This window comes from Pseudomonas sp. ESBL9 (assembly GCF_036668715.1).
Taxonomy (GTDB): Bacteria; Pseudomonadota; Gammaproteobacteria; order Pseudomonadales; family Pseudomonadaceae; genus Aquipseudomonas; species Aquipseudomonas lundensis.
Genome location: NZ_JAZEVV010000010.1, coordinates 65,135 through 79,178 on the forward strand (window position 1 = coordinate 65,135; position 14,044 = coordinate 79,178).

12 protein-coding genes are annotated in these 14,044 nt (G+C 63.2%); 2 read left to right on the plus strand and 10 right to left on the minus strand.

From position 1 onward, the window contains the following. The first annotated feature begins 14 nt into the window (after positions 1–14). Both moaB and V6F78_RS21080 read left to right on the plus strand, forming a co-directional pair. Entirely contained in the window at positions 15–554 is a 540-nt protein-coding gene (gene moaB / locus V6F78_RS21075) for a molybdenum cofactor biosynthesis protein B (RefSeq protein WP_047273979.1), read from the plus strand. Between the two features lie 22 nt (positions 555–576). Further along, positions 577–1,764, plus strand: a complete 1,188-nt coding sequence (locus tag V6F78_RS21080; protein WP_169862859.1) for a molybdopterin molybdotransferase MoeA — start codon at positions 577–579, stop codon at positions 1,762–1,764. Positions 1,765–1,823: 59 nt separating this feature from the next. On the opposite strand, the gene V6F78_RS21085 is transcribed toward V6F78_RS21080, so the two are convergent. The 10 genes from V6F78_RS21085 to V6F78_RS21130 are packed head-to-tail and all read right to left on the minus strand — an operon-like array spanning position 1,824 to position 13,999. Beyond that, on the minus strand, positions 1,824–2,753 hold the full coding sequence (locus V6F78_RS21085; RefSeq protein WP_047273984.1) for a glycosyltransferase family 2 protein: 930 nt from the start codon (positions 2,751–2,753) through the stop codon (positions 1,824–1,826). Continuing rightward, complete coding sequence (locus tag V6F78_RS21090) at positions 2,750–4,174, minus strand: lipid II flippase MurJ (RefSeq protein ID WP_047293046.1); 1,425 nt, start codon at positions 4,172–4,174, stop codon at positions 2,750–2,752. The genes V6F78_RS21085 and V6F78_RS21090 overlap by 4 nt, the downstream gene beginning before the upstream one ends. A gap of 9 nt (positions 4,175–4,183) precedes the next feature. Then, the gene (locus tag V6F78_RS21095) at positions 4,184–5,005 is read right to left on the minus strand and encodes an acyltransferase (RefSeq protein WP_048376928.1); all 822 of its coding nucleotides are present in this window, start codon (positions 5,003–5,005) and stop codon (positions 4,184–4,186) included. Next, positions 5,002–6,396: an O-antigen ligase family protein gene (locus tag V6F78_RS21100; RefSeq protein ID WP_332728161.1), complete on the minus strand. Its 1,395-nt coding sequence runs from the start codon at positions 6,394–6,396 to the stop codon at positions 5,002–5,004. Before V6F78_RS21100 ends, V6F78_RS21095 begins: the two co-directional genes overlap by 4 nt. Further along, positions 6,396–7,496, minus strand: coding sequence for a glycosyltransferase family 4 protein (locus V6F78_RS21105; protein ID WP_047293051.1), 1,101 nt, complete (start codon positions 7,494–7,496; stop codon positions 6,396–6,398). The genes V6F78_RS21100 and V6F78_RS21105 overlap by 1 nt, the downstream gene beginning before the upstream one ends. Then, on the minus strand, positions 7,487–8,704 hold the full coding sequence (locus V6F78_RS21110) for a glycosyltransferase family 4 protein (RefSeq protein ID WP_047293053.1): 1,218 nt from the start codon (positions 8,702–8,704) through the stop codon (positions 7,487–7,489). Before V6F78_RS21110 ends, V6F78_RS21105 begins: the two co-directional genes overlap by 10 nt. Next, complete coding sequence (locus V6F78_RS21115) at positions 8,701–10,029, minus strand: cellulase family glycosylhydrolase (protein WP_332728163.1); 1,329 nt, start codon at positions 10,027–10,029, stop codon at positions 8,701–8,703. Before V6F78_RS21115 ends, V6F78_RS21110 begins: the two co-directional genes overlap by 4 nt. Further along, positions 10,019–11,209 (minus strand): glycosyltransferase, encoded by a 1,191-nt coding sequence (locus V6F78_RS21120; protein WP_169839821.1) that lies wholly within the window; start codon positions 11,207–11,209, stop codon positions 10,019–10,021. The genes V6F78_RS21115 and V6F78_RS21120 overlap by 11 nt, the downstream gene beginning before the upstream one ends. After that, positions 11,209–13,203 (minus strand): GumC family protein, encoded by a 1,995-nt coding sequence (locus V6F78_RS21125; RefSeq protein ID WP_332728165.1) that lies wholly within the window; start codon positions 13,201–13,203, stop codon positions 11,209–11,211. The genes V6F78_RS21120 and V6F78_RS21125 overlap by 1 nt, the downstream gene beginning before the upstream one ends. Before the next feature lie 19 nt (positions 13,204–13,222). Beyond that, the gene (locus tag V6F78_RS21130; protein WP_047274001.1) at positions 13,223–13,999 is read right to left on the minus strand and encodes a polysaccharide biosynthesis/export family protein; all 777 of its coding nucleotides are present in this window, start codon (positions 13,997–13,999) and stop codon (positions 13,223–13,225) included. Positions 14,000–14,044 lie beyond the last annotated feature (45 nt).

A 14,044-nucleotide genomic window follows, 5' to 3' on the forward strand; every position in this document is an offset into this window, starting at 1 on the left:
ACTGGACCTCGTCTATGAAAGCCAAGGTTGATGCGCCTTTCGTACCTTTGAACATCGCTGTTCTGACCGTCAGCGATACCCGCACCCTCGACACCGACACCTCGGGTCAGGTGTTTGTCGACCGCCTGACTGACGCGGGCCATCGATTGGCGGCGCGGGTGTTACTCAAGGATGACCTGTACAAAATCCGCGCTCAGGTTGCGCAGTGGATTGCCGAGGATGACGTGCAGGTGGTGCTGATGACCGGCGGCACCGGTTTCACGGCCCGCGACAGCACGCCCGAGGCCGTGAGCTGCCTGCTGGACAAACAGGTGGACGGTTTTGGTGAGTTGTTCCGGCAGATTTCCGTGGCCGACATCGGCACCTCGACTGTGCAATCGCGCGCCCTGGCCGGTCTGGCCAACGGCACGCTGGTGTGCTGCCTGCCGGGTTCGACCAATGCCGTACGCACGGGCTGGGACGGGATTCTGGCCGAGCAACTGGACGCCCGTCATCGCCCCTGCAATTTTGTGGCGCACCTGAAGCAGGCAGCGGCCTGTGAAACCCGTGGGTAAGCCGGGCCGCACCGGTGAATTGATGCCGGTTGAAGTGGCCCTTGCGCGCCTGCTGGCGCTGGCCGAAGCCGCGCCGATCCGCGACACCGAGACCTTGCCACTGGCCGCCTGCGAGGGGCGGGTATTGGCGCAGGATCTGGTCTCCACCCTGGACCTGCCGCCCTGGCCGAACAGCGCCATGGACGGTTACGCACTGCACCTTGCTGACTGGACGGGTGAGCCGTTGCCCGTCAGCCAGCGCATTTTTGCCGGGCAGGCGCCCGAGGCGCTGGCACGCGGCACCTGTGCGCGGATCTTCACCGGGGCCCCGTTGCCTGCCGGGGCGGATTGCGTCGAAATGCAGGAAAACGCGCAGGTGCAGGCCGATGGGCGGGTGGTGTTCACTCAGTCGCTGCGCGTCCAGCAGAACATTCGTCCACAAGGGCAGGAAACCACGGTCGGTGAGGTGGTATTGCCCGCAGGTACGCGCCTGGGGCCGATTGAGCAAGGGCTGGCCGCGTCGCTGGGCTGCGCCACGCTTGAAGTGATTCGGCGGGTCCACGTGGCCGTGTTGTCCACCGGGGATGAACTGATTGAGCCGGGTCAGCCCTTGGGGCCGGGCCAGATTTACAACAGTAACCGCGTGTTGCTGTGCAGTTGGCTGACCCGCCTGGGGTGTGAGGTGCTGGATGCGGGCATCTTGCCGGATGATTTGCCGACCACCCGCCAACGCCTGGTTGAATTGGGCGATGTGGATTTGATTCTGTCCACGGGCGGGGTGTCCGTCGGTGAAGCTGACTTCCTGGGGATTGCCCTGCGTGAAGAAGGTGAGCTGGCGCTGTGGAAGCTGGCGATCAAACCCGGTAAACCGCTGACGTGCGGGCATTACCGTGGCGTGCCGGTCATCGGCTTGCCGGGTAACCCGGCCTCGACGCTGGTGACCTTTGCGTTGCTGGCGCGGCCGTACCTGCTGCGCCGTCAAGGTGTGCAGGCGGTCGAGCCGCTGACCTTTCAGGTGCCGGCCGGGTTCGTCTGGGCCAAGCCGGGCAATCGTCGCGAGTACTTGCGCGGGCGACTGGAACAGGGCCGTGCGGTTATCTACAAGAACCAAAGCTCAGGCGTGCTGCGCAGCGCGGCGTGGGCCGAAGGGCTGGTGGAAGTGCGCGAGGGCAGTACCCTGGCGCAGGGCGATGAAGTGGGTTTCATCCCGTTGAGCGAAGTGCTGGGCTAACGCCGCGCAGCTGCTGACGCACCACGCGATGGCTGCCAGTGACGCAGCCATCGCGCGATTCAGGCAAACGGCCCGTCCCAATAGCGCTGGTACATGCCGAGTTTTTTCTTCCAGCGAGGGGGTAAATGCCGCTCCTGCTGACCGAGCTTGTAGGCCCCCAGTTTGACTGCATTGCGCAGCAGCGAACCCGGCCAACTGAACACGCGTCGCGGCCCTAAAAACCGCAGTTCGGATTTCACGTAGCGCAGCCCTTCACCCCCGGCTCCGCCAAACGCCTGCCTGATCCAGGGCTCGCGGGCCTGAAAAACCCCGATGTCGAAGTAGCGGCGAAATTCCTCCTTGAGCGAGTAATTGTGGGAGTGCCGACAGCACGCCTGGCCCTCGTACGCGACTTTCCAGCCCGCCAGCAGCATTTTGGCGGCAACGTACATGTCTTCCGAGAGGATCACGTGGTTGGGAAAACCACCCACTGCGAGCAAGGCTTCACGCCGGTAGGCGGAAAACGAGTTGGACATGAACGCGGTCTTGATCCCCAGCTGCGGCGCATCGGCAAGGCTTTTGAGCTGCGAGTGGGGCGGGTAGTTGAACTGCCGCGCGTGTTGCGCCAGTGGCACGGCGTCCAGGTGGGGTAACTGTCGCCCGCACACTGCGCCCACCGTCGGGTCGCTGAACGGGCGAACGATGGCGGCCAGCGCGTCAGGGTCCTCCAGATAGGCATCCTGGGTCAGGAACACGCACACCGCGTAATCCGGGTGGCGCTCGACCATCATCTGCCGCGTGCCACCGTGGTTGAAGTCCTTGCTGTCGATGCGCAGCACGTTCGGGCAGCGTGCCTGCGCCCGTTCGAAGGTGCCGTCGCGGGAGCTGGAGTCGACGATGAAAGTGTCGAACTCGATACGCTGGCGCGCCAGCGAGTCGAGCAGGCGCTCCAGCTCCTGACGACCGTTGTAAGTCGGGATGATGCAGGCAATGGTGAGCGGCTCAGTCATGGGGCCTCCGGGTTGTCAGTGCGCCACGGGCGTAACCACAGCGCCAGGGCCAGCATCAGTAACGCGCCGAACGCCGTGCTCAGGCCCAATTGCAGCCAGATGGACTGCAACGGGTGCAACAGCCCGGCCGACAGCAGCATCATGCCCAGCCCGAGCAACCAATGGCTGCGCCATGGCACGTCAGCCAGCAGGTGTTGACGGCGCATCAGCAGCAGGCCGGTGAGCACCACGCCCCCCACCGCCGCCAGTGCGATCCCGATGAGGCCGAAAAACCAGGGCAACACGGCCAGCAGGATCGCGTTGAAGAGGCTGCCGATCAACTCGCAGGTCAGCGGCAGGCGCGTATCACCGGCCGCGTAGGCATAACGGGCGAGCAGGGCGTTCCATGCGCCGAACATCAAGGGCACCGAAAACCACCCCAGCAACTCGGGCAAGGGGCTGTCGGCCGCCTGATTGGGCAGCAGCAGGTGCACCAGCGCGCCGGCAGCGCCAATCAGTCCGGCCACGGCGGGCACGGTCAGCAAGGTGGCGCTGGCCAGCCCCTTGCGCAGCAGGCCCAGGCGTTGCTCGCCCGAGCTGCCGCTCATCAGGCCCAGTAACACCTGGTTGAGACTCATGAGTGCAATCAGCGGCAGGTTAATCAGCTTGCGCGCCAGGTTGATCCACGTGACCGAACCTTCGCCCAGCAGCGATGCGACCATCCGCTCCAGCAAGGCCAGCCCCTGACTGGCCAGGTTACTGCTCAACAAGGGGCCGATGCGTTGCAGCAGTTCGCGACTGGCACCGGGCGCGGCCTGCATCTGCCAGGGTTTCCAGCCGTCGCGGTACAGCGGCAGGAGCATCACCGACGGCATCAGCACACTGCCCAGTACGCAGGCGCTGGCCAGCCCCTCGGCGGTGGACTGGTGCTTGAAGAAGGCCAGATAGATCACCGGCGGCAGGTTGAACAGCAGCGATCCGAGCCCGGCCAGCACGAACCGCGAACGGGCTTGCAAGGGCACGCAAAACAAGCCGTGCAGCACAAAGCCCGGCGCGCACCACGCCAAAATGCGCAAACTGTGGCTGGCCAGTTCATAGCCCTGATTGTCGAGGCCGGGGCCGATCAAGCGCACCCACAGCAGCGAACCCACCCCCAGAATCCCGCTCAGCAGCAGGCCGCACAGCAACAAACGCGGGGCCAACGCGCCGAGCCAGGCACGTTGCTCCAGCGCCGTGCGTTGTTGGTACAGCGGCAAGGCGGCGGCACTCAACAAGCCGGCGGCCAGCGCCATGCGCAACGCTTCGGGCAGAAACATGGCCACCAGAAAACCGTCACTGCGCCCGCCCGCGCCCCATGCGGCCACCAACAACCATTCGCGGGCGAACCCCGCCGCGAGTCCGGTGAGGGTTGCCAGGGTCAGCCACAGGGTCGATCCGAACATGGCCCGGCCCTAGTGAAACAACGTGAACAGGCCTTTGCCGCCCACTTTGTAGTTCAGGTTGCGGCAGCGTTCGCCTTTGATGGTGGCATCGGGGCCACCGACGATGGCGTAGGGTGGCACCGGTTTGGACACCACGCAGTTGCCACCCACCACGGCGCCTTCTCCGATGTCGGCACCGAAGGAGAGCAGGGCGCGGCTGGCAATCCAGGCGTAGTCGCGAATGTAGACCGGGCCGCCAATGGCCCAGAACTCGGGCGCTTGCACGTCATGCCCGCCCGCAATAATCAGCACGTGCGAGGCGATGGTCACATGGTTGCCAATAATCAGTCCGCCCCGTGCGTCCAGTTGGCAATGCCAGCCCACGGTGCTGTCGTCGCCGATGCGCAAGCTGTCCACGCCGAGGATTTCCGTGTTGCGCCAGACCGTCGAACCTTTGCCGATTTTCGCCCCGCCCGCGCGTAGCCACAGCAGGCGCACGGTATGGCTGGGGATTTTGCAAATCAGAATGTTGTAGGCCAGCTCCCACCCGCGCAGCAGGCGGTCGCGCAAGGTCGGCCAGTTTTTGCCGTACAGCGGGATCAGCGCACCTTTGAGTTCGCGGCCCAGCAACGCATAAAACCGTCGGGCCAGCGGTGGTTCGATGCGTGGCTCGATGTTCAGGTAGCTGATGAAGCACAACGTGTCGCCTTTGAGTGGCTGTTCGAAGCACACGTCATTGGCCAGCATCCAGTCGTAGGCGTTGGTCAGATCTTCAAGGCTGACCCCCATTTTCTCGGCGTACTCGGGCAAGGCCTGACGCAGGTTGCGCGAGTGAAAGAGACGGTGCTTCATGGGCGAACTCCTGAAAAAGGCGCCGGGGCATTGTGTGTGAGGCGCTGGGCTTCATGCAGGCTCAAGCCGAGCATCAGCCAGAACAAGGCGATCAACACCTGAGTGAAGCTGAAATAGTGATCGAACAGGCCGCTGACCAGCGCAGCCAGCAGGCCGACGGTGGTGCCGAACCAGATTGAAGTGTCGGCCGTCAGGGCGATGGGCGTGTGCCGCGGGCGCACGCTGCGCCACCAACTGGCGATCACCGCGATGAACAGCAACATACCGGGCAGGCCGAGCTTGTACATAAAGTTCAGGAACAGGTTGGAAATACCCAGCAAACCCGTGCCTGCCAACCCGGCCTCCACCTTGAAGCCGATGCCCAGCGGAAAGGCGGCGATGGCGTTGGGAAATGCCCGGTATTCATCCAGGCGCACACTGGTGCTGCCGGTGTCGGCCGTGGAGAAAATGGCGGCCAGGCGTTCTTGCAACGGCGGGTACACCAGCAACAGCACCACCACCGCTGCGACCCCGGCCAGCAGCATGCGCCCGGTGTAGGGGACGCGTTGGCTGGCGCACCAGATCAGCACCACCATCATGCTGATCAACGCCCCGCGCGAGCCGGTCATGGCCAGTGCAAGCACCCCCAGCAGGCCGACACTGACCCCCAGCAGCCTGTGCCAGCCACGCCGGGTAAACCCGAAGCACAGGGCCAACGGCACCAACAAGGCCATGGCGCCGCCCGTCACGTTGGGGTGCATCCACGGCGAACTCATGCGCGTGGTAAAGGACTGCAAGCGGTCGTCGAGCATGCTCACCCCGCCATAGCCCAAGTGGCCGAGGATAGAGGTAATGCCGCTGGCAGAACGGTCCCGCAGGTACACCGGGATCGACAGCAGCAACAGCAATAACGTGCCGAGCAGCAACGCGATCACCATCTGCTCGCGGGCTTTGGGTGTCTCCAGCAGCCGTGGCACCAAAAACAGCACCGACAGGTTCAGCAGCCAGCGCACCCAATTGACCGGCCCGTTGCCTTCAGCGCTGACCATCCACTGGCCGACCAGAAACGGCAAGGCACTGAACAGCATCAACGCCAGGACCCAGCGTTCGGTGCGCAGCAGTGTGGGGGCGGGAGGCAGGTTATTGAGCAGCTTTTGCACCAGCACGCTGCCCCACACCAGCAGGATCAGCAGCTCCGACACCGTGGTGCGAAAGCCGATATTGACCGTGGTGTAGGGTAAAAACGTCGCGAGCACGCCAAACAGCAGCAGCCCCCACAGCGGATGGCGCAGCACCGTCACCACCCCCGCGATGCCGACCATCAACACGATCACGCTGAGCGGCGGCAGCACCCAGGCCATCAGCCCGAACAGCAGGCTGAATATCAACGCCAGCGGAAGCGCCAAAGGCATTAGCGAAGCTCCTCCAGCAGCGCATAAAGACGCTCGCGGTAAGCCTCGTCCGCGTAACGGCCGGCCCAGGCTTTCATCTGCTGCGGGTCTTCCGGGGCCTGACTGGCCAGGCTCACCATCAACCCGGTGAGGGCCTGGGTGTCAGTGGGGGAGAAGCGAGGGCTCTGCGCCGGGGTGATCTCATCCAGTGCCGAGCCGCTGGCCACGGCCACCGAGGTGCCGACACTCAACGCTTCAATTACCGGCAGGCCGAACCCTTCGGCATAAGAAGGCTGCCACAGGCGTTCGGCGTGTTGGTACACCGCGTGCAGTTGGGCGTCGGTCAGGTCGCTTACAAAATGCAGGCCGGCTAATGACTGCAAGGGCTCAGGCAGGTGTTCCCGGGCGCCGACCAGCACCAGCTCCGGCACCTGTTGCGAGCGCTGACGCGCTGCCTGCCAGGCCTTCACGAGCCAGGGAATGTTCTTGCGCGGCTCGCGGGTGCCGACTGCCAGCCAATAGCGCGCAGGCAGGTTGAGTTCGCTGATATCGGCCGGTTCACCGACAAAGCCGCTGACCAGATTGGGCAGCACCCGCACTTTGTCTTTGGCGCCGGGGAAGCGCTTGACCACTTCATCCGCGGTGTATTGCGAGGGCGTCCAGATGCGGTCCGCAACCTTGATCGAATGCCCGATCGAGAGTTGGTCGCTGGTGCGGTAGACCTTCTCTTTGAGACGAGAGCCGTGGTGGTTGATGTGGGTCAGCTGGAACAAATCGTGCAGTTGCAGCACATAGCGCATGCCGTGGGGTTTGGCGCCCAGGGGCAAGCCCATGTTGAAGTTGCAGATGTGAATTTCAATCCCGGCTTCGCGCAGGGCGCCCGGCAGGAAGCCGCCTTCAAAACGTAACCGGCCGGGCAGCCGGTGCACGCTTTGCAGCGGCGCCCCCCAGCGCGGGCAATGGACGCGGCGGCGCAGCGGGTGATCTTCTGGGGCGACGCCGAACAACTGCAATTGCACCTCGGGGTGTGCGCGCAACGCCGCTTCCAGCGCCAGCGCCTGACGCCCAATGCCACTGTTGCCATAGCCCGCGGCGGGGCGGTAATCCAGACCTATGCGCATACGCTGACTTCTTCTTTTAAGGAGGGAAGACGGGTGTAAACCTGTTCCAGCTGGGCCGCGGCCACCGCCCAATCATGCTCGGCCCTGACGTAAGCGCGTCCGGCCTCGCCAATACGTTGCAGCAGGGCGGGATCGCTCAGTGCCGTATTCAACAGTTGGGCCAATTCTTGCGGGTGTTCGCTGCCCAGATAGTGCTCGCCGTTGATGACCTTCAACCCCGAGCTGCCTTGCCCGGTGGTCACCACCGGCAAACCGGCGGCCATGGCTTCGAGCACTTTGAGCTTGGAGCCGCCGCCCTGGCGTAACGGGGCAAAAAAGACGGCGGCCTGCCGCTGTAAATCGCGCAAGTCCGGGACAAAGCCTTGCCATTCAATGCGCGGGTCGGTCCAGCGCTGACGCCAGCGGTCAGGCAGGCCAAAGCCGCAAACGGCAAAACGCACGTGTGGGTTGAGCGCCCACAGCTGCGGCAGGATGCTGTCCAGCGCCCATTCCACGGCATCGACGTTGGGGTGGTATTCGTAATTGCCGACAAACAGCAGGCGCTGGCTGTGCCGGTCCGGTTGCACCTGGGCGTAATGCCCGCTGTCGACACCATTGACCACCACCGACACCGGCGTGCGGGTCAGTTGGCGCATCACCTGTGCGTCCTGTTCGGTGACCGCGATCAGTTCTTTGGCCAGCCCGAACACGCGTTTTTCCCAGCGCCGGTAGCGCCACTGGTCATAGGAGGTAAACGGCTTGAGCCAGCCCGGCAAACGGTCGTAGCTGGCGGCCCCGAGGGCGGATTCGACATTGTGCTCGGTGAGAATAAAGTCGCGTCCGGCGGCCGCCAGCGCACGTTCGAACGGCTGAAAACTGTAGCTGTGTTCGATCTGGATGACGTCCCACGGCTCTTGCAACAGTTGCCCCACTTGCTGTTCCAGCGGGGCCGTCACGCCGTTGATGCCGGCCAGCATCGGGTAGGGCGCCAAGGCCACGGCCAGCAGGGTTTTAAAGCTGCGTAAGGGGCGACGCCTGAGCACGATCAAGCGCTCGAGAAACGGCTCAAGGGCCGCGCGGGTGGCGGCGTCGAGGGCGGTTTTAGATTGCACCAGCAAGGTGATCCGGTGCCCGCGCGCGGCCAGGCTGCGCAGCAAATGGTATTGGCGTGTCTTGCCGCCACTGGTGGTTGGCCAGGGCAGATAGGGCAGGGTCCAGAGTATTTTCATGGCGTCCATACCAACAGTTGCAAACTGGATGTGAGCGGCACGCTGATCGCCGTCACGTCGCTCAACGGGGTTTCAGTGTCCGTGTGCGGGTTGTACAGGGTGGCCCGGGTCACGCCCGGCAACTGCACCTGATCGCCGCTGGCGCTCCAGAACATCCACAGGCGTTTGCCGTCGTCCCGGGTCCAGCCAATGCTGTACAGGTCGTTGGGCGCGCCCTCGACTTGCGGCGCGTCGGCCGGATCCAGACGCGGGCCGGTGACCTTGAAGAAGTTCTGCAACGCCACATACACGGGCTTTGGATTGCCTTGCAGGTCCAGCAAGCCGTAGTACTGGTCACGCGGGCTGGCGCGGCTGTCGAGGTCGCTGAGGTTGAACAAAAAGATGCGCTGAAAATCCATCGCGCTCATCAGCGCCAGCCGCCGCAAGGTGTAATCGGACTGGCCATCGACCCCGATCAGCAGTTGCATTTCTTGCGGGCCGTTGTAGCTCGACCAGCCCCATTCCGTGGCCCACACCTGGGCAATGCCTTTAGCGTGCAAGGCGCTGTTGAGGAAGTTGGCGCGGGTCAGGAAGTCATTGTCGGCGGGGGTATCGCCCTCCGGGTACTGCGAATAGGGGTGGTAGGCCGTGATCAGGTTTTGCTGGGCCAAGCCTTGTTCGAGCATTTTTTCCAGCATCAGGCCCGATTGCTTGGGCATCTGGCTGTAATACGCCATCCCGGCGGTGGCGACTTTTTGCTCGGGCCGCACGTCGCGGATCGCCTTGGCGGTGGTGGTCAGCAGGCGGTAATACTCGGCCGGGTCAGCCTGGGGCAGCCACATGATGTTGGGCTCGTTCCAGACTTGCCAGACGTTCACGTTTGGGTAGCGTTGCGCCAGCATCAGCATGTGCCGGGCAAACACGGAAAAATCCCTCGGCGGGTAGAGGTCGGTGGTGGGCTCGCCGGGGGGCACGCTGCTGGCGAACGGCGCTGAGCCGACCAGGTAGGCCAAGGTGTTGAACTGGTGAGCGCGGATGGCTTGCATCACGCCATCCAGCGGCGCCAGTTGCAGCTGGTTTTCTTCGGGTTCGATCATCGCCCAGTGGATCGTCAGGCGCACCCAGTCCAGCCCCAGCTCATCGAGGCGCTGCATCTGTTTTTCATACACCGGCTGCGGGAAGTACTGAAACTGCGCGTTGACCCCCAAAAAGTCTTTCCATTCCACCGGGCGTGGCCCGCGCAAGGTCGTGCCCTGGGCTTCAACGGGCGGGCTCCATGGCAACAGGCTGACCCCGATCACGGCGATCAGCAGCGCGGGCAGCCAGAACACAGGTTTACGCCACATGGGTACGTCCCCAGCAGGCGGATTTGAACATCTGGTGAAAACGCTCGGCGGTTTCGCTCCAGACGCGTTCTTGGCCAATCTGTTGGGCGTGCTCGGCCCAGCGTACCGCCATCAACGGGTCGGCACATAAATGGCCCAGCTCGGCGGCCAGCGCGGCGACGTTGCCTTGGGGGTAAATCACCCCGTTGCCGTGGTCGACTTCCTCGGCAAATGAACGGGCGTCCGAGGTAATCACCCCGCGCCCGCAGGCCGCGGCCCATGACAACGCCCCGCTGGTGCCGCGCAATTGGCCCAACAGCTTGAGCTTGCTTGACTCGCGGTAGGGCAGGACCATCACGTGATGGTCCTGAATGACCGTCGCAATGTCGCTGGCTGGTAGGTCGAGGCGCCAGGCGATACTGTTTTCCAGGCCCAATTGCTCGATGCGCTGGCGCAACAGGTGCAGGTAACTGCCGCCCGACTCGAAGGCCATTTCGGGTTCACTGCCCCCGGCCAGGGTCAGGGTCAGTTGTTGCTTGAGTTCGGGCTTGTGCATGAAGGTCATGGCCAGGGCTTCGAGCAAATCCTCAATGCCCTTGCCGCGATAAATAAAGCCGAAATACAACAGCTTCAGCGGGTTGAGATCAGGCAGTGGCGCAGGCGGGATCAGCAAGTTGCCATGGGCAATGACCACCATTTGCTCGTTGCGCAGGCCCATGCGCTGTTTCAGGCAGTCGTTGCCCGACTGCGTGAGGGTGACCAGGCGCGTCAGGCTGCGGGCCAGTTGCCGTTCTTCATACAGACACAACGGGTCGGCCAGTACGGTGGCCATTTGCGGCAGCGGTGACGGCAGGCGGCTGGCCAGTGATAACGGCCATGGCAGCCGGGCGCGACGCCAGACCAGACGCTCCGGGTCATGCACGGTGGCCGTCAGCGGCAGTGTGGGGAAGCGTTCGCGCAAGGCACGCAGGGCGTGGAACTCTGCCAGGCGCCCGCCACCCAGCTCGGCATGTACCAGATCGATGCCGCGCCAGTCAGTGCTGGCCACCCGTTGCAGGGCGCGTTCGGGGTCGTTGCCGATCCCGGCCAGCGGCGTGCTCACTTCAACGCCTTGACTCAACAGGGCGGCCTTGAGGTGCCCTGCGTAGTCGGCAATACCGTTTTGTTCGGGCGCCAAAGGCGCCAGCAGGGCGATGTGCATCAGGCTTTACCCCGTATCCGCGCCAGAAAGTTCAACACCTTTTCCGGGATGTCGAAACGACGGCGGTTGATGATGATGCCGTCCACGCGCTTGAACGCGGTGTTCAAGGTGTTGAGCGCGGTTTGCAGGATCGGCACGGTGGTTTTTTCGGCCTCCACGATCAGGCAGATCAAGTCGGCCTGGCGCAGAATCACGAAGGCTTCCTGATTGGAGAAGAACCCCGACGCGTTGAGCAGCAGGATTTCCCCCGGCGCCGCAGGGCCGGTGCCTTCGACGCGCACCTGATGGCCGCGCTCTTGCAGCAACTGGCGCAGGTGCTCAATCACAAAGCTCACGCCTTCGCCCCGGCGCGCCGAGGTCAGGCCGATGCTGAGCCCGCGCTCGGCCACTTGCTCCAGCGGCAGCACGCCATACAGCCGGTACATGCTGGCGGTGAAGGCGCTGCGGCGCTGGGGCTGGTTGTCGCTGAGGTCTTGCAGGCTGGTCCAGACCTTGACCCCGAAGCGCTCTTCGATGTGGTCGCCGTCGTGAATGCGTTGATCCAGCAAGTAAAAGAAATACAGCGCCAGCAGGCCGACCGCGAGGCTGACCGGGAGGGCCAGAAACAGCATCAACAGGCTCTTGGGAAAGACACGGTTGGGGTTGAGCGTGGCTTGTTCGATCACGGCGATGTTGCTGATGCGGCTCTTGTCCAGTTCACGGTCAATGCGTGCTTTTTCAGTGCTGTCGCTGTAGAGCGCGAAACTTTTTTCGGCGGCGGCCAGCTCGCGTTGCAAGCGCGACAGCTCAGGCTCAAGCGCCAGCGCTTCGCGGCGGTCCTGTTCCAGTTTTTCAAGCTGCACTTTTTGCTGGGCCGCCTGGGTTTTAAGGCGGCTCAGGCTGGCCTGCTGATCGGCGAAGCTGTTTTGCAAGCGCGTAAAGACCGGGTTGGGGGCGAGGTTTTCACTGCGTTGTACCACCGCTTTTTCTTTGTTGAGCAGTGCTTGCAGGTTGGCGATGGCCGCGTCCAGCGCTTTGACCGGCGGGGCGGTCTCCTTGAAAGTGCGGGTCATTTCCTGGCGTTCGATCAGCTTGGCGTTGATGCGTTGGGCCAAGTCCTGGCGGTCTGGGTTAATGCTGATTTGGCGGCCGATGCTGATCTCTTTTTTCATGCTGTCGAGCTGCGCCTGAATCGTCTCCAGGCCGCTTTGGGTGGAGGCCACGGCGCGGGTGGTGTTGAGGTGTTCGCCCTTGAGGTTATTAAGGTTGCGGGCGATGTCGCTCAGGCGTTCATCGATGCTGACGGCGCCCAGCTGGTTAAGGATTTTTTCGATCTGGCGCTGGTAATCGAGAATGCGTGCCTGGGTGGCGGCCGCTTCGGTTTCGTAGAAGCCGTAGAGGCTCTTGCGGCCCATGGTCGAGGTGCGTTCCTGCTCGTATTGGTCGATCCACGATTTCACCACCTGCTGGGCGACCTTGGGGTCATTCCAGGTAAAGCTGACCTCCATGACCGACGAGCCGGGGGCGTGGGTGACGCTGAAATTTTTGCTCAACTGCTCAGCCAGACGCTCGACCGGGGTTTGCTTTTCCACCAGCCCGAGCATTTGCAGAAAACCGCGACCGATGTCGACCAGCCCTTGCACAGTGGCTTTCAGGGCGTTTTTGATCGTCGCCATGGGGCCGGTGGGCTGTGGCTGCCGTGAGAGGTCATCGAGGTACTTTTCGGCCACCTTGCGCACGATCGGGCGGCCAGTAAGGATGCGTTCTTCGTCGATGATCGGGTCGCGCATGGCGCTGGGGATGACCACCGCCTGGCGGTCGGCAATTTCGATCGGCAGGGTGCTGGTGTCGCGGCCGGGTTTGACCAGCAGTAAAGCCGTGGACTCAAAGCGGTTGGGCAACAGGAACGCGCCGAGCACGATGATGATGAAGGTCACCAGCACGGTGATTTTGACTTCGCGTTTGAAGATGAAGAACAGGCGCAACACATCGCGGAAGGAACGGATATTGATCATGTCTGCAGTCCTTTGGCGATTAGTTATTGTCGTTTTTACGCAGTTCGTAGGACGCCCCGATGCCAATTGACTTGGTGAACGGAATCAATTGGTTGAGGTAAAGGTCGACCCACTCGATGCCATTGCCCACTGACGACTTGGGCACAAACACAACGTCGCCGCGCTGCAGCAAAACCGGTGCCTGCATGCTGTTGCCCCGCGCGATGGAGTTTTTGTAATCGAAGAAATACGTGTTGTAGCGCCCGTCGTCTTCCTGACGCAGCAGCGCCACGTTGTTGCTGTCGCCCACGGGCAGCACGCCCCCGGCGCCGACGATGGCCTGTTCCAGGGTGGTGGCGATGTTGACTTGCAGGGTGGCCGGGTTTTGCACCGCGCCGCCTACGTACACGGTGTTGCTCGGGGTTTGCGAGAAGTTGATGGTCAGCGACGGGTCTTGATAGACGTGGGTCAGCTTCTTCTCCAGCACGGCCGTCAGTTGGTCGGGGGTCAAGCCCGCTGCCTTGACGCTGCCGATGTAGGGGTAAGAAAACGTGCCGTCGGTGCGCACGTTGAACAGGGTCAGTTCGTAGATCGAATTGGCGGTGAATGCCGAGATCGACGGCGCTTCCCCGGTGTTGCGCACAATGCGCAAGGTGTCGCCTGCCCGGATGCGTTCAAGGGGTAAGGGTTTTCCGGCCAGGGCTTGCCCGGCGCGGTGGCCTTCGCGCAGGACGTCATCGTCCGGCAGTGTCACTTTGGACGGCAAGCCGCACGCACTCAACAACACGGCACTCAACAGCAACAGGATTTTTTTCATTGTTCGCGCTTCCTGGCATGCATGGTCACAGCTCCCTTGCGGGTG